At 66.4% G+C, this 18,698-nt stretch carries 17 protein-coding genes; 8 read left to right on the forward strand and 9 right to left on the reverse strand.

Translation table 11 applies throughout. The features are described from left to right. Positions 1 to 7: 7 nt before the first annotated feature. Positions 8 to 667, reverse strand: a complete 660-nt coding sequence (locus tag AB0J47_RS09385) for a TetR/AcrR family transcriptional regulator (RefSeq protein ID WP_364342514.1) — start codon at positions 665 to 667, stop codon at positions 8 to 10. Positions 668 to 751: 84 nt separating this feature from the next. Here AB0J47_RS09385 and AB0J47_RS09390 point away from each other — a divergent pair, with 84 nt between their 5' ends. The 4 genes from AB0J47_RS09390 (at position 752) to AB0J47_RS09405 (ending at position 4,531) form a co-directional block, all read left to right on the forward strand. Continuing rightward, the gene (locus tag AB0J47_RS09390) at positions 752 to 1,771 is read left to right on the forward strand and encodes a phosphotransferase family protein (protein WP_364342516.1); all 1,020 of its coding nucleotides are present in this window, start codon (positions 752 to 754) and stop codon (positions 1,769 to 1,771) included. An 18-nt stretch (positions 1,772 to 1,789) separates the two neighbouring features. Then, on the forward strand, positions 1,790 to 3,109 hold the full coding sequence (locus AB0J47_RS09395; RefSeq protein ID WP_364342519.1) for an acyl-CoA dehydrogenase family protein: 1,320 nt from the start codon (positions 1,790 to 1,792) through the stop codon (positions 3,107 to 3,109). Further along, positions 3,106 to 3,852 carry a glucose 1-dehydrogenase gene (locus AB0J47_RS09400; RefSeq protein ID WP_364342522.1) on the forward strand — a complete coding sequence of 249 codons (747 nt, stop codon included), beginning with the start codon at positions 3,106 to 3,108 and terminating at the stop codon, positions 3,850 to 3,852. Before AB0J47_RS09395 ends, AB0J47_RS09400 begins: the two co-directional genes overlap by 4 nt. A gap of 79 nt (positions 3,853 to 3,931) precedes the next feature. After that, positions 3,932 to 4,531, forward strand: coding sequence for a cysteine hydrolase (locus AB0J47_RS09405; protein ID WP_364342525.1), 600 nt, complete (start codon positions 3,932 to 3,934; stop codon positions 4,529 to 4,531). A 324-nt stretch (positions 4,532 to 4,855) separates the two neighbouring features. On the opposite strand, the gene AB0J47_RS09410 is transcribed toward AB0J47_RS09405, so the two are convergent. From AB0J47_RS09410 to AB0J47_RS09420, 3 genes are all read right to left on the reverse strand, one after another. Beyond that, positions 4,856 to 5,926, reverse strand: coding sequence for a phosphotransferase family protein (locus AB0J47_RS09410; RefSeq protein WP_364342528.1), 1,071 nt, complete (start codon positions 5,924 to 5,926; stop codon positions 4,856 to 4,858). 281 nt (positions 5,927 to 6,207) lie between these two features. Continuing rightward, positions 6,208 to 7,716 carry a long-chain fatty acid--CoA ligase gene (locus AB0J47_RS09415; protein ID WP_364342531.1) on the reverse strand — a complete coding sequence of 503 codons (1,509 nt, stop codon included), beginning with the start codon at positions 7,714 to 7,716 and terminating at the stop codon, positions 6,208 to 6,210. A gap of 10 nt (positions 7,717 to 7,726) precedes the next feature. Further along, complete coding sequence (locus AB0J47_RS09420) at positions 7,727 to 8,038, reverse strand: hypothetical protein (RefSeq protein WP_364342534.1); 312 nt, start codon at positions 8,036 to 8,038, stop codon at positions 7,727 to 7,729. Positions 8,039 to 8,333: 295 nt separating this feature from the next. Here AB0J47_RS09420 and AB0J47_RS09425 point away from each other — a divergent pair, with 295 nt between their 5' ends. Continuing rightward, positions 8,334 to 9,107: an enoyl-CoA hydratase/isomerase family protein gene (locus AB0J47_RS09425; RefSeq protein ID WP_364342537.1), complete on the forward strand. Its 774-nt coding sequence runs from the start codon at positions 8,334 to 8,336 to the stop codon at positions 9,105 to 9,107. Positions 9,108 to 9,149: 42 nt separating this feature from the next. Next, entirely contained in the window at positions 9,150 to 10,142 is a 993-nt protein-coding gene (locus tag AB0J47_RS09430; protein WP_364342540.1) for an LLM class flavin-dependent oxidoreductase, read from the forward strand. A gap of 41 nt (positions 10,143 to 10,183) precedes the next feature. On the opposite strand, the gene AB0J47_RS09435 is transcribed toward AB0J47_RS09430, so the two are convergent. Further along, positions 10,184 to 11,680 (reverse strand): MFS transporter, encoded by a 1,497-nt coding sequence (locus tag AB0J47_RS09435; protein ID WP_364342544.1) that lies wholly within the window; start codon positions 11,678 to 11,680, stop codon positions 10,184 to 10,186. A 298-nt stretch (positions 11,681 to 11,978) separates the two neighbouring features. Here AB0J47_RS09435 and AB0J47_RS09440 point away from each other — a divergent pair, with 298 nt between their 5' ends. Then, positions 11,979 to 13,457, forward strand: a complete 1,479-nt coding sequence (locus tag AB0J47_RS09440) for an aldehyde dehydrogenase family protein (RefSeq protein WP_364343084.1) — start codon at positions 11,979 to 11,981, stop codon at positions 13,455 to 13,457. Positions 13,458 to 13,536: 79 nt separating this feature from the next. Then, positions 13,537 to 14,697 (forward strand): 3-hydroxy-9,10-secoandrosta-1,3,5(10)-triene-9,17-dione monooxygenase oxygenase subunit, encoded by a 1,161-nt coding sequence (gene hsaA, locus AB0J47_RS09445; RefSeq protein ID WP_364342547.1) that lies wholly within the window; start codon positions 13,537 to 13,539, stop codon positions 14,695 to 14,697. An 18-nt stretch (positions 14,698 to 14,715) separates the two neighbouring features. On the opposite strand, the gene AB0J47_RS09450 is transcribed toward hsaA, so the two are convergent. The 4 genes from AB0J47_RS09450 to AB0J47_RS09465 form a co-directional block, all read right to left on the reverse strand. Then, positions 14,716 to 15,255 carry a flavin reductase family protein gene (locus AB0J47_RS09450; RefSeq protein WP_364342550.1) on the reverse strand — a complete coding sequence of 180 codons (540 nt, stop codon included), beginning with the start codon at positions 15,253 to 15,255 and terminating at the stop codon, positions 14,716 to 14,718. 128 nt (positions 15,256 to 15,383) lie between these two features. Continuing rightward, positions 15,384 to 16,286, reverse strand: coding sequence for an IclR family transcriptional regulator (locus tag AB0J47_RS09455; protein WP_364342553.1), 903 nt, complete (start codon positions 16,284 to 16,286; stop codon positions 15,384 to 15,386). An 80-nt stretch (positions 16,287 to 16,366) separates the two neighbouring features. Further along, positions 16,367 to 17,194: an NAD(P)-binding domain-containing protein gene (locus AB0J47_RS09460; protein WP_364342556.1), complete on the reverse strand. Its 828-nt coding sequence runs from the start codon at positions 17,192 to 17,194 to the stop codon at positions 16,367 to 16,369. After that, positions 17,191 to 18,678, reverse strand: a complete 1,488-nt coding sequence (locus AB0J47_RS09465) for an AMP-binding protein (RefSeq protein WP_364342559.1) — start codon at positions 18,676 to 18,678, stop codon at positions 17,191 to 17,193. The genes AB0J47_RS09460 and AB0J47_RS09465 overlap by 4 nt, the downstream gene beginning before the upstream one ends. Positions 18,679 to 18,698: the final 20 nt, after the last annotated feature.

Raw genomic sequence — 18,698 nt, forward strand, 5'->3', positions numbered from 1 at the left:
TGCGGCCTCAGACCGCATCGGTCGCCCTGGGCTTCGATGGCACGATCCAGGCCACGAGATGCTCCACATCCAGGGCCGTCGGCACCCGCTCGGTCCACAGGAACTGCTCCATCACGGCGAAGATCGCACATGCGGCGACCATGGCGTCACGGTCCGGATCCGGGCTCCCGCCCGCCGCCAACGGCACCGCGAGCAGTTCGGCGATCCGGCGACGCAGCTCGACACCACCGAAGGCCGATCGCCCGTCGCGGGACGTATTGCGCAGCACCGCCCGTGTCGTCGCGGCCACCTCCCGGTCGGCCGCCTGCTTGAAAACCACCTGTATACAGGCCCTGACCTGATCGACGGGGTCGGTATAGCGAGCACATCGGCGACGGATATGACCGAGCAACCGCCGGGCTCCGTCGTCGGCGATCGCGGCCATGAGATCGTCCTTGCTCCGGAATGCCCGATAGAAGGCGTCATTGGAAACCCTTGCCCGGCGGACGATCTCGACGATTCGCGGATTTCCGTCCGGATCGTCGCGCATCAGCTCCATGCCCGCGTCGAGCAGGCGGCGCACTTCATCCCGTGCGATCGCGTAGCGATCCCCCGTTCGCCGCCGCACCGCCCGGGCCACCAGGGATTCGCCATCGACGGGGTCGTCCCCGACGTGTGGACTCGTCATATAAAAGAGTGTACTGTTCGAACATCGATTCACCAGAATCGTTTTCTTGCACGGTGGTATGGCGTTCTGTCGAACGGAGTTGGAATGGCCGAGGGGTCACAGGTCGTAGGACCGCGGATCGGCATTGCCGATCCCGCCGATATCGCGCTCCGTGCGGCCGCGGCGATCGGCCGTCCACTGCACGAGCTGACCCAGCTGACCGGTGGCACTTCCAGCCTCACCTACTCGGCCGTGACCGATGAGCGAGTTCGCGTCGTGGTCAAGGTCGCTCCGCCGGGTCTCGAGCCGGTCCGGAACCGGGATGTGCTGCGCCAAGCCCGCGCACTCACCGCCCTCGCCGCGGTGCCCGCCGTGGCCGTGCCGCGGGTGCTCGGTTCCGATGTCGGCGCACCGCCGCAAGTTCCGCCGCTGTTCGTCATGTCCTTCGCGGACGGTGAGGGTTACGAACCGCGCCATCTCGAGCTCGAACGTCGCCCCGCTCCGAACGAGGTGCGTGCGCGGGCGGCGGCGGCGGCCAGCATGCTGGCGGCACTGCATACGGTCGGCCCCGCCGAATTGGGCATCGACGAACCGGCGGTCGCCCTCGACACCGAGGTCGAGCGGTGGCAGCGGGCCTTCGCCACCTGTGTGCTCGAACCAGATGCCGAGCTCGACGAAGTCGAGTGCCGGACACTGCTCACCACGGCAGTTCCGAAGCCGCTGCCGCCCGCACTCCTGCACGGTGACTGGCGGCTGGGCAATATGCAGTGCGTCGGGACCGAAATCCGGGCTGTGATCGATTGGGAAATCTGGTCGGTCGGCGATCCGCGCCTGGACCTGGCGTGGCTGCGACTGATGTCCGATCCCGCCCATCCCACGGCCGTCGCGCCCGCGGCACCGACGCTCGAACCCGACGAACTGCTCGCCGCGTACGAGACGGCGCGCGGCACACCGGTCGCGGACCTCGGCTGGTTCGACGCCTTGGTCCGCTACAAACAGGCCGCCGCATCCGCGCTGCTGGTCAAGAACGCCGTACGCCGCGGCCAGGTCACCGAGCGGGTGGAACGGATGCGCCACGGCATCCGGCCGTTGCTCATGGCCGCCCGCACCTACCTGACCCACTGATCCCTTTCGGAGGACCCGATGCTGGATTTCACGATCGAACCCGAGTTCCAGGCCAAGCTGGACTGGGCCGCGGAGTTCGTGCGCAAGGAGGTCGAGCCGCTCGACCTGCTGTTCCCGCACGGCGGCGACCCGTACGACACCGGTAATGAAAAGGCCCGTGCGATCCTGCGGCCGCTGCAGGAGCAGGTCCGGGCGCAGGGCCTGTGGGCCTGTCACCTCGGCCCCGAACTCGGTGGGCCGGGCTACGGTCAGGTCAAACTCGCCTACCTCAACGAGATCCTCGGCCGATCCTATTGGGCGCCAACGGTTTTCGGCACCGCCGCACCGGACACCGGTAATGCGGAGATCCTGGCCATGTTCGGTACCGAGGAGCAGAAGACCCGCTACCTACAGCCGCTGCTCGACGGCGAGATCGTCTCCACCTTCTCGATGACCGAACCGCAGGCGGGCGCCGACCCGAAGGAGTTCGTGTGTCGCGCCTGGCGTGACGGGGATGAATGGGTGATCGACGGCGAGAAGTGGTTCTCCTCCAATGCCAGGTACGCGGCATTCCTCATCGTCATGGCCGTCACCGATCCGGATGCGCCGCCACACGCCCGCATGTCGATGCTGATCGTGCCCGCCGAGACGCCCGGCATCGAGATCAAGCGCAATGTCGGAACCATGGATGAACGCGACGCCCTCGATGAGGGCATCCACGGCTACATCCGCTACCACCAGGTCCGCGTTCCACTCGACGCCATGCTCGGCGCACCCGGCGAGGGCTTCAAGGTCGCCCAGGCCCGCCTCGGTGGCGGTCGCGTCCACCACGCGATGCGCACGGTAGGCAAATGCACCCGCGCCTTCGACATGATGTGCGAGCGAGCGCTGTCGCGCCGCACCCAGGGCACCCTGCTCGCCGATAAGCAGGCCGTACAGCAGTTCATCGCGGACTCCTGGATCGAACTGCAGCAGTACCGATTGCTGGTGCTGAACACCGCCTGGATCATCGACACGCAGCCGCACGGCGCAGCCCGCACACAGATCGCGATGTGCAAGGTGGCGATGGCCAAGGTGCTGCACGACATCATCCAGCGCGCACTGCATCTGCACGGATCGCTCGGCACCACCAACGAGCTGCCGCTGGCGAAGTGGTGGATGGCCGCCCCGAATCTCGCCCTCGCCGATGGTCCGACCGAGGTGCACCGCACCACTGTCGCCAAGCAGATGCTGAAGAAGTACCGGCCCGCCGAGGGGCTGTTCCCCAGCGAGCACATTCCGCCGAAGCTCGAGGATGCGCGAAAGCGCTACGCGCACATCATTAATGACGACAGCCTGAGCGGTGGGGTGAACGCATGACGGCGGGGCTGTTCGACCTGTCCGGCAAGGTCGCGCTGGTCACCGGCGGCAGCCGCGGCCTCGGCCTGGAAATGGTGCGCGCCTTCGCCACCGCGGGCGCGGATGTGGTGATCACCAGCCGCAAACTCGAGGCCTGCGAGGTGGCCGCCAAGGAGGTCCGGGCGCTGGGGCGGCGCGCGCTGCCGTTCGCGGCGCATGTCGGTCACTGGGACGATCTCGGCCGACTCACCGACGCGGCGTACGAGGAGTTCGGCAAGGTCGACATCCTGGTCAACAATGCCGGTATGTCGCCGCTGGCGCCGTCCTCGGAGGAGACCAGTGAAGAGCTGTTCGACAAGGTGATCGGGGTCAATTTCAAGGGCCCGTTCCGGCTCGCATCGCTGATCGGGCGGCGGATGGCCGACGGCGACGGCGGCTCGATCATCAATATCTCCTCCTCGGGCGCGTTGCTGCCGCAACCGCGCTTCGGCCCTTACGCCGGAGCCAAGGCCGCCCTGAATGTGCTGACCACTGTCTTTGCCCAGGAGTACGGCCCGAAGGTGCGGGTCAACACCATCTCGGCGGGCCCGTTCCTCACCGATATCTCCAAGGCCTGGGCGGCGGAGAAACGACACACCACCCGCAGTGCGCTCGGCAGGCCGGGTAAGCCGGAGGAGATCATCAGCACCGCGCTTTACCTCGCCAGCGACGCCTCCAGCTACACCACCGACGCACTGATCCGGGTGGACGGCGGGCTGTACTGAGGGCTGATCCGACTGCCGGACAACGGAATTAATATTTCCGGTAGAGAATAACGTTGCTCTCGGACCGAAAGGTGATCACATGCCATTAACCGAAATAGATGCGCACACCGCGCTGGTCGTCGTCGACCTCCAGGATGCGGTGGTAGCGCTGCCGACCGTGCGCTCCGCGAAGTCGATTGTCGAGCAGTCGATCCGGCTGGCCGACGCGTTCCGGAAACGCAACCTCCCGGTCGTGATCGTGACGGCGGCCGGCGTCGCGCCCGGCCGCACCGAGGCGAGCCGTGCTCGCGCGGCGGGCGGACAGTCCAGCTCGGCGGCCGCGAATTCGGCGGCCGAGGCCGTCGCGCTGCTGTCCGAGTTGGGGCCGCGGCCGGGTGACCACACCGTGATCAAACGGGTCTGGGGCGCGTTCCACGATCCCGTGCTCGCGGCGTGGCTGCGCGAGCACGACGTCACCCAGGTCGTGGTTACCGGTATCGCCACCAGTATGGGTGTCGAATCGACCGCGCGTGGCGCGCACGAGTACGGCTTCAACGTCACGATCGCCACCGACGCGGTGACCGATCTGGATCAGGAAGATCACGACTACGTGCTGCGCAAGGTGTTTCCCAAGATCGCGGAAACCGGCACCACCGACGAGATACTCGCCCTCCTCGACAGGTCCACGATCAGCGGATGAATCTCGCCGAGACGGCGGCCTGGACCAACCTCCGGACCCACCAGGGCGACCTGCGCAAAACCCCGCTGCGCGAATTGTTCAGCCGGGAGTACCGGCACGCCCGAAAGTAACCGACGGATCCACCGCACCGACAGCGGTCTTCGCTGCCTAAGTCGCACGCCCACCAGGATGGCCGACAGGATCGGAGCGACGGCGGCGCTGGCGGCCGCAGTAGCGAAAGCCACGGAATACGCAGTTGCCGAGGATATTTCGAGGCCCTCGACCCGCATTGTGAACGCGGCGACCGACTTCGACGTTCCGGGGGTGCGCCTCACCGCGTTCGCGCTATCGGCGCGCCCGATCCGTATCACCCCGTCTAGATCGGCGGTATCGGCCCAGCAGTTCCATCGCCTCGTCCAGCAGCAGCGGGAGGGCGGGCAGCATGCGTTGGTGCATGTCGTTCCACTGGCCGGACTTGCGGCCGCGTTTGATCAGCAAGGCGGTCGCGGCGGACTCCTTGTATTTGGTGAGCGCCTCGAACCACGGCAGGTCCCGCAGGGCGGCGCCGCGCGCCTCCTGGTAGGCGTCGACCAGTTCGGCCTTGCCCGGCATGCCGGTCGGCTCATCGGATACCGACGCCGGATGTGCGGCCTCGTCGGTGAAGAAGGTCAACCAGCTCACGTCGATCCTGGGGTCGCCGAGGGACCAGATTTCCCAGTCGATGATCGAGGTGATGTGGTCGGCCTCGCACAGTGTGTTGCCGAGTCGGTAATCACCATGGGTGAAGACCGGTGTCATGGCGGCGGGCACGGTGGCGTGCAGGCGGTCCGCGACCGCTTCGTATCCGGTGCGCAGATCGTCCGTCACAGTGATGAAAGCCCTTGTCCAGCGGTCGATCTCAGCGCCGAGAGTGACCACCGGCTCAGTCGCGAGCGCGGTGTGCTCTGGGTTCACCCGATGCAGATCGGCGAGCATTCTGGCCGCGTCCAAGGCACGAGCCCGCACCTGGTTCGCGGGCAGCGTGCCGCGCGGCACGAGCACCGGCTCGACGCAGGTACCAGGCACCCGGTCCATGGCGACGAACGGTGGGACCGTCGGCGGTGCGCCCCCGTCGTGGAACAGAACCTTCGGCACCCGCACCCCTGGTCGATCCGCCAGTGCTTCCATGATCCGTGCCTGGCGCAGCACATCTCGGTTGCGAACCGGTGCCAAACCGGGCGGCGCCACCTTCAGCACGACACGTTCGTATCCAGTTGGCGCACCCGTTAATTCGGCCAAGTAGGTCAGGCTCGATGTCCCGCCCGTGAGTGGTTCGATACCGACAACCGTGGCGCCGGGCGCCCAGCTACGGACCGCGGTCGCGCTACGCGCGGTTAGGTCCCGCATCAACGCCGAACTATTCGCGACAATGCTCATACTCACCCTTATCCTTTCGTCGGTACGATCGGCGACCATATGTGCCGGCTCACGTTTCAGCGACAGGCTCACGATGTCGTTGCTGCGCCTCCACACAAGGCTCTGAGCGAGAAGGTGTTTCGCGACTGCGGTCGGCGCGGCGGCGATCAGATTGCAGGTGCCCTACGAGCGGATGCGCATCTCGGCGAGAGTGTTGCGTGCGTCCGGCCGGTCGAACCGCACCCATGCGACGGCCCCCTCGACCGTGGCGTCGTGCGATACCGGTCCCGGTTGGCTGATACTCACCCTGCGGTCGGCTGACGATCGGCCGTCAGCGCCGCGACGATATCTCGGCGCACCAACTTGCCGGTCGCAGTGCGCGGCAGTTCCGGCCAGTACGTGATGTGATCGGGAGTCTTGGAGCCGCGCAATGTCTTTCGCACCTGCGCGCGCAGTTGCTCGGCATCGACGTGCACTCCGCTGCGCGGCACGACGACGGCCTCGATCCGCTGACCCCACTCCTCGTCGGCCACACCGACGACCACCGCGTCGAGCACGTCGGGATGCCGCAGCAGGACGTCCTCGATCTCGGCGGGCGCGATATTCTCCGCGCCGCGGATGATGGTGTCGTCGACCCGGCCCTCGATGTAGAGATAGCCGTCGGCATCGAGGCGGCCGTGGTCGCGGGTGTTGAAGTAACCGCGTTCATCGACCGAGGCACCGTGCCCGGCGTATTCACCCGAGACCTGCTCGCCGCGCACCCAGATCTGGCCGGGCTGCCCGGCCGCGGCGACACCGCCGGATTCGGTGCGAACCTCGAGTTCGATACCGGGCACCGGCCGACCGGCCGAACCGATGCGGGCACGCACCGCGGGATCGTCACTGGCGACGGCCGCGCGATGCTCCTCGGGCCCGAGCACCGAGATCGTGGACGAGGTCTCCGTCAGCCCATAGGCATTGACGAAATCGACATGGGGCCACTCGCGCAGCGCGGTCTCGATCACCCGTACCGGCATCTTGGCGCCGCCGTAAGCGAGCCCACGCAACGACGGCACCGCGCGGTCCAGCCCGTCACCGTCCATGATCCGGGCGAGCATGGTCGGCACGACCATCGCATTCGTTATCCGCTGCTCACGCACGAGTTCGAGCCACTGCTGGGGGCTGAACTGTTCGAGGGTGAGCACCCGACGCCCGGCATACAGGTTCGTCAAAACATTCGACACGGCCGCGATGTGGTACGGCGGCACGCTCATCAGCGCGGCCTCGTCGGCGTCCGCGCCCGCGAATTCCACCGTCCCGAGCACATACGACACCAAGTTGTGGTGCCGCAGCACCACACCCTTCGGCGCGGATGTCGTGCCGCTGGTATAGATCAATACCGCCGGTGTTTCCGGAGCCGCCGGAACCTCGTCATCGTCGCCACCGGCATCCGCCGCGGCAGCAATCCACTCTTCGGGACTCCGCACCGACAACCCCGCCCGACGCAATGCCTCGGCCTGCTCAGGATCTGCGATACCAAGTGCGCGTGGGTGATTCGCCAACAACGCGTCCAGTTGCTCCGCACCGAGGCGGTAGTTCACCGGCACCAACGGCACACCCGCCTGGGCCGCCGCGAACAGCGCCACCGGGAAGGCCGGACCGTTGACAGCGAGGTAGACGATCGCGTCGGCACCGGCCGCACGAACTACCCGCGCAGCACCGGCGGCCAGTTCACGCAGCCGAACCGGAGTCAGTCCATCGTCGGTCCGCCCGACCACGATTCGGTCGCCGAAACCGTCGGCGGCCATATCCAACAGCATCGCTACGTTCATCGATGCGCTTTCAGTCCGAGGCCGGCAGCGGCTTGGCGTTCTTGAGCGGCAGCGCGACGCCATTTGCCGCCAGCGTGCCCTGACCCGCTTTCGTGCAGAGCAGTTCCACACCGATTTCCTCATCAGCGTAGCGCTTGCCGAGCTGCGAACCGCCGAGTTGTGCGGGATCGGCGGTGCCCACCGGGACGCCGTCGGGGCCCTTCGGATCGACCATCGCCGCACCGCCACAGGTGATCTCGAGGTCGACCTGCGGAGCGCGGACGACAATGACCGTCGTCGTGTCGACCGTGCTGGCGAGCGTCTGCCCCACGCGTGGCTTCATCGCAACTTCCTCCGTGGATCTCGTCGTGCATCTCGCCCCGACCGCCGTCGTCACGAGCACATCCGGACGACCGAGACCAGAGAAGAGTATACGACTTATCTAGAATCCGCAGCAGCCCGAGGCCAGCCCGAGGTGCCGGACAGCGCGCTGCTATTGCTTGTCTACCACATATTAAGCGGTTCGATTCGGACGGCGACCAGCACGCACTCCAATGTCGCTGGTAGAACAATTTGTTACACTCTAATCCGGCTGCTGCGCCGCATTCAGGCCGACCCACGAACATCGGAGTTTCCGGATGGAGCTGAAAACCGTCCTGTTCGACGTGACCGAGCACGTCGCGACGATCACCCTGAACCGACCGGAAGCGATGAACAGCTTCAATCAGGAGATGCTCGAGGACTTCGATCGCATCTGGCAGCGAGTGAAGTTCGATGACGATATCCGTGTCGTCGTGCTGCGCGGCGCGGGCGACCGCGCATTCTGCACCGGCATGGACGTCAAACAGGGCATCGACCGGCACACCAATGTCTGGTCGCAGACCGATCCCGGCGAGAAGTTGTCGCCCAAGCTCAACCAGGTGTGGAAACCACTGGTCTGCGCGGTGCACGGGATGGCGGCCGGTGGCGCGTTCTATTGGCTCAACGAGGCCGACATCATCATCTGCGCGCAGGACGCGAGCTTCTTCGACCCGCATGTCAGCTACGGACTGACCGCGGCGCTGGAGCCGATCGGGCTCGCGCGCCGCATTCCGCTGGGTGAGACATTGCGCATCGCGCTGCTCGGCCTGGACGAGCGCCTGTCCCCCGAGCGCGCCATGCAGATCGGCCTGGTCAGCGAGATACTGCCGCGCGATCAACTCTGGGATCGCGCCGACGAGATCGCCCGCATCATCGCCGCCAAACCACCCGCTGCCATCCAGGGCACGGTCCGGGCGATCTGGGAGTCGCTCGACACCGGCCGCACCCAGGCACTGCGCACCGGCCTGTCCTACACCCAGATCGGAAACCCCATCGGCAAGGCCGAAGTAGACCGCGCCGCGGTGCCGCGCAGCAAATGGACGCTGCGCTGACGCGCTTCCATCACCGATCACAAAGTCCAAGAGGAGAATTCGATGAAGTTCGGCATGCCGTGGCCCGGCCGCGACGTCGGGAGGGAGGCCGAGCAGGCAGGTGTGCAGGCCTTCTGCACCGGGGACTTCGTCGACCACGACGCCTACCTGACCGTGGCCGAGATCGTCGCCAATACCGAACGCGCACTGGTCGGCCCGGCCATCGCCTACGCCTTCGCGCGTACCCCGTACGCGCACGCCACCGCCCTGCGTCAACTGCACCGCCAGGCGCCCGGCCGATTGTTCCTCGGCCTCGGCACCGCCGCATTCCGGATCAACCGCGACTGGTTCGGCGTCCCCGCCGATCGTCCCGTGGACCGGATCGCCGAGACCATCGATGTGGTGCGCGCCTGGCTGCATGCGGAAAACGGCGAAAAGATCCAGTACTCCGGGGAGTTCTACTCGATCGACGCCGATGTCCGGGCTCCGGTGCTCGGCCGCCTCGATATCCCGGTGCTGCTCGCCGGATTCAACAGCCGGATGGCTGCCACCGCGGGCCGAGTCGGCGACGGTGTGATCGGCCACGGCCTGTTCACCCGCACCTGGTGGAGCGACGTCGTGCGCCCTGCGGTCGACCGCGGCGCGGCCGATAGTGGTCGGAGCCCACTCGAACACGGTTGGATCATCACCGCGATCGATGACAACGCACCCGAACGCGCCATCGCCGACGCCAAGCGGATGATCGCCTTCTACCTCACCGTCAAGACCTACGACCCCTACGTCACCCATCACGGCTGGGAAAGCCCTGTGGCACAACTGCGCTCGGCATTCCGGGCGGGCGATACCGACGGCATGGTCAAGGCGGTCACCGACGAAATGCTCGCCGAGATCGCGCTGTGCGGGACCACCGTCGACGCCCGTGCGGCCCTCGCGCGCCGCGCCGACGCACTGCCCCGCGATGTCGGCTACTTCGCCCCGCCGTCGTATCTGGTGAGTCCCAAACGTCGTGCGGCATATGCCCATTCCAGCCTCGCCCTGATCGGCGCCACATCCTGAGAGAGGGCGGCCGCGTTCGCACGCGGCCGCCCTCGGCTCGATCAGTGCGCCAGTACCGGAGCCTCGGCATCCTGCGCGACAGGCGCCGGAAGTTGTTCGATCTTACGGGGCAGCAGCACGGCGAGCAGCGCGCCGATGGCGCAGGCCACCGCGCCGATCAGGAATGCGACCTGGAATCCCTTTTCCGTGTAAAGCACGGCGCCATGAGTCATTTCGAGCGGGATCGGTGCCATATAGGAGTTGTTCAGCACCGTGAACGCGAGCACCGGCAAGACCGCCGCGATGACACTCTGCGCGGCGCCCGCGACACTCGCCGTACTGGCTTGCAACTGCGGCGGAACCGCTTCGATCAAGAGATTCGGAACCGATGCGTAGCCCAGCCCCATACCGGTGCCCGCCATACCAGCGAACACGAGCAGCAGCGCCTTGTCGTCATGCTTGACCGCGATGAGCACGAAAGCGAGCGCGAACAGCAGCAGGCCGACGATCATCAGCAACCGCGGCCGAACATTGCGGCCGACCAGAACGCCGACCACCACTCCGCCGACCACGACCATGCCGCCGATAGGCGCCTGGAAGACCGCGAATCCCTTTGCGCTGACACCGAATCCGTAGCCCAGTCCGATGGCGGCGGGAGTCATCACCATCATCGGCAGCAGAATCGTGATGAGGGCACTGCAGCCATAACACATGCCCGAGCCGATGGAGATCAGCAGGACCGGCCGCCTGCGCACCACATCCAGATCGAGCAGCGGATCGCGCACGATTCCGGCCGAAACCAACCAGGCCGCCACCAGCACGCCGCCGCCGACGAGGTACGCGAGCGTCGAACCGGTCGTCCAGCCCCAGCTGGGACCGAAGCTGACCGCGACGAGTATGCCCGCGATGCCGAAACCGAGCAGCAGCGCACCGGCGAAGTCGATCCGCGACCGCACCCGCACGGTGGATTCGCCGGTGGTGAGCGAGATCAGGGTGCCGAAGACCGCGAGCCCGATCACGAACAACCAGAAGATGCTGCGGAAACCGTAGTCATCGAGCAGCCAGCCGGTGATGAACGGAGCCGGTATCGCGATGAGTCCCAAACCACTGGTGGTAACGCTGACCGCGAGCGCGACTGTCTTCTTCGGGAACACATCCCGGATCAGCGAATAGGCCAGGAAGACACACGGCGTGAGTACCCCCATCAACGCTCGCCCGGCGATCAGCACCGCGTAACTGGTCGCGACCGCGGAGACCAGCGAGCCGAGCACCGAGACAGCGACGCAGGACAACAGGATCTTGCGCTTGCCGTACATATCGGCCAGCTTGCCGAGCAGCGGACCCGTCACAGCCCCGACCAGCAGGAATGCTGTCAGCAGCCAGGCACCCTGCGTCGTCTGGAAATGCATGGAGATTTCCGGGGCCGCCATCGAAACCATCATGTAGCTGAGGGTGAGTATCTCGAGCGTCAGCACGATCGAGGCCAGGGAAAGCACCAGCCGCGGCGTCCATGACTGTGCGACATCGGGCGATTCGTCGAATTGCATTGCAGGGCTCATCGAACGAGTCCTTTCGGGGGCTGCCACGGAGCTCTCGTTTCCGACTCGCACCGAGCAATCGAGCCGTGGCTGTGGTTGGTGATCGCGTTCGCCCTGCTCGGAGTGGGGCGAAGACGTACGCGACAGCACACTCCCTGTGGGTCGGGTCACACAATCGGACTTTCCACTCAGCGGCAATCGGACAAACGAATCAGCCAGTTCAGCTATTCAGTACACTTTTAAAGCGTGCTGTGCGGGCAGCGCCGCAGGTGAGCCTGCCCAGAAGACCGACGCAGATCCGGCAATCAGGAGACCGAACATGACCACGGCGTACTCGTTCTCGACGCAGCTCTATATCGACGGGCGGCGCACCGACGGCGAATCGGACGAGCTCATCAGCGTGCGCAATCCGGCGACGGAAGAGACGATCGCCTACATTCCGCAGGCCTCGATCCCGGATGTGCGTCGCGCGATCACGGCCGCGCGCAAGGCATTCGACGAGGGGCCATGGCCGCGGATGAAGCCTGCCGAGCGGGCGGCGGTACTGCTGCGCATGGCCGAGGAAATGGAGCGTCGCCTGCCCGAGCTCGTCGCCGTCAATATGTCCGAGGCGGGTTCGGTCCGCTCATTGGCCGAGACCCTGCAAACCCGGGTGCCGGTAGCCCATCTGCGCGATATGGCCGAACGCGTCATGCCGACCTTCGCGTGGGAGCGCCCGATGGAACCCACGATCGCGCCGGGCATCGGCATCTCCCAGGGACAGATCCGGCGCGAGGGCTTCGGGGTCTGCGCACTGATCGCGGCCTACAACTTCCCGTTCTTCCTCAGCATGATGAAGGTGATACCGGCCCTGGCCGCGGGATGCACCGCCGTGCTGAAGCCCGCGCCGACCACCCCGCTGGAATCCCTGCTGATCGGTGACTTCGCCGATGCCGCCGGTCTGCCGCCGGGCGTGCTGAACATCGTGACCGGCGATATCGACGCGGGCCGGGAGCTGACCACCAATCCCATGGTGGACCTGGTCAGCTTCACCGGATCGGACACCGTCGGACGGATGGTCTATACCCAGGCCGCGAGCTCGATCAAGAAGGTCGTGCTCGAGCTCGGCGGCAAGTCCGCCAATATCGTCCGCGCCGATGCCGACCTCGACGGGGCGGTCCGGTCCGCACTGATGGGCATCACGGTGCACGCGGGCCAGGGCTGTTCGATCCTGACCCGCACGATCGTGCACGAATCCGTCCACGACGAACTGGTCGCGCGGCTGCGCGTCGCGCTCGCCGGTGTCCGGGTCGGCGATCCGGCACAGGAATCCACCACGATGGGCCCGCTGATCACCGAGGCGCAGCGGGAAAAGGTAGAGAAGCTGATTCGTGTCGGCGAGGAGGAGGGTGCGCGGATCGTCGCCGGTGGCGGGCGCCCGGCCGGGCTGGACAAGGGCTACTTCGTGGAACCGACCCTGTTTGTCGATGTCGACAATTCGATGACGATCGCGCAGACGGAGTTCTTCGGCCCGGTGGGCGTCGTCATTCCGTTCCGCACCGACGACGAGGCGGTACGCATCGCGAACGACAGCCCATACGGTCTGGCCGGTGCTGTCTGGAGCGCCGACACCAAGGCCGCGTATGAGATCGCCACGCGCGTCCGCGCGGGCGGCATAGCGATCAACGGCGGCAGTGCGGGGGTCAACCCGCGCTCGCCGTTCGGTGGATACAAGCAGAGCGGAATCGGCAGGGAGTGGGGCGAATTCGGCCTAGACGAATTCCTGCAGACCAAGGCGATCAGCTGGGCCGCCCGCTGATCGGCCGGGCAGTGTCGGTGCCTGTTACGCTCCGCCGTGGAGCCAATGGCGCAGGGGGCGAGGACACGAGAGAGCCGGCATGAATGCAGACGTAGCCGCAGCGGTCGGCGAACTGTTGCCAACGCTCGCCGAACGGGCGGCGCTGGTCGACGAGACCGGCGAGATACCGGCCGAGACGATGACCGATCTGATCGGTACCGGAATCTTCCGACTGCTGCGCCCGAAAGCCCAGGGTGGGCTGGAGGCCGATCCGCTGGACTTCTACGACGCGGTGCGCATGGTCGCCACCGCGTGCGGTTCGACCGGGTGGGTGACGTCGGTACTCGGCTTGGCCCCTTGGCATGTGGCACTTTTCGATGAGCGCGCGCAACGTGATGTGTGGTCGGACGATCCGGACGCATTGATCTGCTCGTCCTATGCGCCGGTCGGCAGATTCGTTCCGGTCGCCGGAGGTTACGAAGTCTCGGGCCAGTGGCGATTCGCCAGCGGTTGTGCGCACTCGTCGTGGGCGCTGCTGGGCGGCACCATCGTGGCCGAGAACGGCCAGCCGGTGGATATGGTCAGCGGGCTGGTGCCCTGCGTCGACTATCGGATGTCGAAGGTGTGGGATGCCGCTGGACTGCGCGGCGCGGGCAGCGACGATCTGTACGTCGACCGGATTTTCGTCCCGGAACACCGGGTAACGCGGTTCTACGACATCGCACGACTGGAGAGCCCGGGACATAAGGCGAACCCAGGCCCGCTCTACCGGATGCCATACGGAACCATGTACACCTACGCGAACAGCTCACCCATGGTCGGCATGGCACAGGGTTGCCTCGATGTCTTTCTGAGCCGGATGCGCGACAGTAACCGGCTCAGTTTCGGTGGCGGCAGTATCACCGCGGATCAGCCGACCGCCGCGGCGCGCGCCAGCGCGGAAATCGACGCGGCCATCCTGCAGATGAGCCGGAGCCTTCGCGATTTGTACGAGTGCGTGTGTGCGCGACAGGAGATTCCGCTGGAGTTGCGGTTGCGCGCCCGCCGTGATCAGGCGTGTGGCGCCGAACGCGCGTTGACGTCGATCGATCTGGTTTTCGCGGCGACCGGTGGGATGCTGCTGCGCCGTCGCAATCCGATCGAGCGGGCCTGGCGTGACGCACATATCGCGGGCATTCACGCGTCCAACGATGTCGGCACGGCATTGACGCTCTACGGCCGCGGCACATTCGGATTGCCGGTCGACGACATGTTGGTCTGAGTCCGAATCCGGACCCGGTCACCACCAGCCGACGAGACGGTCCATCAGCAGCGTCGCACTGGCGAGGTAGTCGCCGTACCCACCGCGGAAGAAGAGCAGCGGTGTTCGCACCGACTCGATATTCAGATCGCTGACCCGGCCCACGACCAGATAGTGGTCACCGATCTCGACCACGTTTTCGAGCTTGCAGTCGACCCATGCCACGATGCCGTCCAGCACCGGATTGCCCAGCGGTGACGGTGCCCAGACCACGCCCTCGAAACGGTCCGATCCGCGAGCCGACAATCGGCGTGACGTCGGCTCCTGGTTGCCCGCGAGCGCGTTGGCGCAGAAGCCGCCCGCCTCCTGGATCATTGCCAGCGTCGACGAGGATCGGTTCACCAGAAAAGACACCAATGGCGGCTCGAGCGAAACCGAGGTGAAGGTGCCGACGATCAACCCGTGCGGACGCCCGTCGGATGCCGTGGTGGTAATCGCGACGACACTCGTCGGAAAATGTCCCAGCACGTCGCGGAAGCGCCTGGCACCCATCGACACCGGATCCGGAAGCGGACTCATATGGGCCCTCACCTCTCTTGCGCAACGGTCGAGCCGACGGCCGACTGAACGCAAGTTTGGTCAGGAAACCCGGTGGACCCGTGGTTGTTTCCGCTCAGCGGAAAGCGGTCCGGATACGTGCGCGAACCTCAGAACCACTCACCGCGTTCGCCCAGTGCGACGATTCGTCCGAGGGTCTCGGTGAGTGCCGGGATCGGCGGTTCATCCCGCACGACGACGGGTTCGAAGCGCGCCGAATGTTTGCGCGCGGTGTCGCCCATCAGCTTTTCAGATATCGCGTGCGCGGTATTGGCGACCAGCGGCGCCAGCCGCTCGAGCGGTGCTCGCACATCGCCGACGAGCGAAATCCCGCCGACCGGCCCCTTGGGACCGCGGACGGCCGCACCCACACAGGCGATGTGCTGGAAGCATTCGCCGCGCTCGAAAGCCAGGCCGCGACGCGCACGAATGCGAATCAACTCCTGGTGCAGGACCTCGAGATCGCCGATGCTGTGCGCGGTCCGCTTGACCAGGACATCGCGGTACAGATCGTCGATCTGTTCCGGCGACAGCCACGCCAGCATGCTCTTTCCGACGGCCGTGCAGTGCGCGGGTACCCGGCCGCCGACGACGGACGGCACCTGGACGGCGGCCTTGCCGCCGAACTTGTCCAGGTAGTACGCCTCGGCGCCGTCCAGAACAGCCAGGTGCACCACCATTTCGGTGCGCACCGACAAGTTGTGCAGGAGTGGGAACGCCGCGGTCCGCAACGCGCCGTGGCCCTCTTCCCGGCCGCCGAACCCGAGCGCCCGTTGACCGAGGCCGTAGTCACGACCGTTGCGCTCGAGCCATCGCAGCCGAACCAGCTGTTCCAGGATGCGATGAGTCGTCGAGCGCGGCAGATTTGTGCGTCCGGCAACATCCTCGAGCGAGAGCCGGATCTGCGGACCACCGAACGAATCCATGATCAGTGTCATCCGCTCCACCATGGACGGTGGCGCCTCGTGTCGTTCGGAGGTGGCGACCGCATTGTCATTCACCACTGAGGCCATTGGCCAGCCTCCTTCTTGGAGCTCGAACCTCAGGCGCGAGTGTAGCGAAAGTGAGCCGCTGTGTAATGGTGATATCGAAATTAAGTTTCCTCTTTAGGGGCAATATCGCCGATGTCGATCGGTCCGCCGCAGGCCACGCCGAGCAGACCCGAGAAATCTACGCCGGAATCGGTCAATGCGGCTCGGCAGGCGGCGACGTCCTTGTGCAGAAAAGGTGCGACCGCGGCGGCGAAGGATTCCGATCCGCCACGGTCGGCGATATAGCGTCCAGCCGTCGTACCGCCACTGCTCACCGCGAGCGCCTCGAGCATTACGTCTTCGTCTATGCCCACCCCGCGGCCCAATGTCAGGCCTTGCAGGGTGAGCTGTGAGACCGCGGCGAAGAGCAGGTTATTGATCAACTTCACGCGCAGCGCCGACCCCCGCCCACCTGTTTCTATGACCGTTCCGGCATAGCACTCGACGACCCGTCGCGCGATCGAGACGTTTTCGGGCGTGCCACCGAGGAAGACCACCAGCTCACCCGCGCGCACCGCCTCCGGTGTGCCACTGAATGTCGCGTCCACGAGCGCGGCCTGTCCGGTCGGCGCGAACCGGTCCAGACCGTGCAGCACCTCCGGCGTCCCTGTGGTGTGCGACAGCAGTACCGTGCCCTCCCCCATCGCGCCGACGACCTCGGGCAGCAGCGTGGATATCTGCTCGTCGCCGAACAGGCAGCTGACGATGACATCCGCGGCCGCGATATCCCGGGCCCGATCGACGGGCTCTGCTCCGAGTGCCGCCAGCCGGTCCCGTACCTCCGGCCGCCGTGCGTACAGCCGGACCCGGTGCCCCGCCGCCAGTAATCGCTCCACCATCGCCGCACCGATCCGGCCGGCGCCGATGAATCCGATCGTCAGTGCCGTCATGATCGGCTCCTTCGCTCCCGAACGATGTCGAGCAGTTCCATCCTGCTCACCTTGCTCGATGGCGTGCGTGGTAGCTGGTCCAGGACCACCACGTGCACCGGTACCTCGTACGGCAGCAGGTGAGCGCGGCAGAGTTCGACGAGTTCGTCGCTGTCGGGAGGTATGAGTCCGGGTTCGGTTTCGATCGCCGCCACGGGTACGTGTCCGAGGCGGGCGTCGGGCAGTCCGGCCACCGCGGCCTCGCGCACCGCCGCATGCGTCTCCAGCACTCGCTTGACGGTCTCCGGCTGGACCTTGAAGCCACCGCGGATGATCGCGTCGTCCGCGCGGCCGTCGATCCAGAGGAAGCCGTCGACATCGATCCGCGCCAGATCGCTGGTCTGGACCCACTCGCCGGCGCCCGCCGCGGTCTGCGCGGTGCGGACCTCGAGCCGTCCGGTCGTCCAACCGCCGAGTTCGACGCCATCCTCGCCGGTCACCCGCAACTCGACGCCCGGGAAGGCGCGACCGGCGCTGCCCGCCTTCAGGTCCCACCACTGTTCGTGCAGCGCCAGCGTCCAACCCGCCACCGCGCCCGCGAATTCGGTGGCACCGTATGTCATCAGCACCGGGATGCCGTAGGTGCGAAAGAACGAGTCCGCCAACTCTTTCGGGCAGGGCGCTGTCCCGGAGGTGACGACCTGCAGGCTCGCCAGCCGCGCCCGCGAAACTCCGGAATCGAGCACCGCCCGCAACGCCGCGGGCACCAGACTCACGGCCCGCAACCGATGCCGCTCCACAGCGCTGACCCATGGTTCCAGGACGAACTTGGGCATCAGAATCATCCGCCGACCGGTGGCCAGGCACGCCAGTGCCCGCCACAGGCCGCCGATGTGCACCAGCGGCGCGTTCACCAGTACCGCGGAGGTGGAAAGCAACCGATCTTCCCTGGCCGTCTGCCCGCCGGAAGTCAGTGCCTGATCCAACTGCTCGGTCCGCAGATGCACGCGCTTCGGCGCACCGGTCGTCCCGGAGGTGAGCATTTCCACGACGGTCCCCGGATTCGTCACGGCGGACGCGCGGATCGTGCCGCTCACGCGTCGCACCGAACCGTCGTCCCGCAGTTCCAGGGCGAAACCGGCCGTCGTCGCGGCATCGAGTACGCCATCTCGGGCCAGCAGCACGGATCCGCACACAACCGCGGGCAGGTCACAGGCGATGATGTCGGCGGCCAGCCGCGGCGCCGGTTGCAGCGGAGCGAGGAGTACGACGCATCGACCGGTCGCGATCAGCGCGGCGACAACCGCGACATGTTCCGGCCGGTTCTCCAGGACCACACCGACTCGGGATCCCGCGCCCAAACCGGCGGATTCCAGTGCATCCACGACCGAGCGCGCGGTGGTCTGGATCCGACCCCAGGTCCACCAGGTCTCCTCGTGCTCGATCGCTTCGGCATCGGCGGGAGCCTCGGCAAGCAGTCGGGTCAGCCGGTCACGAATTCCCACGTGGTAATGCCTTTCGTATC

Origin of the sequence: Nocardia sp. NPDC049737, from assembly GCF_040674755.1 — a bacterium.
Taxonomy (GTDB): Bacteria; Actinomycetota; Actinomycetes; order Mycobacteriales; family Mycobacteriaceae; genus Nocardia.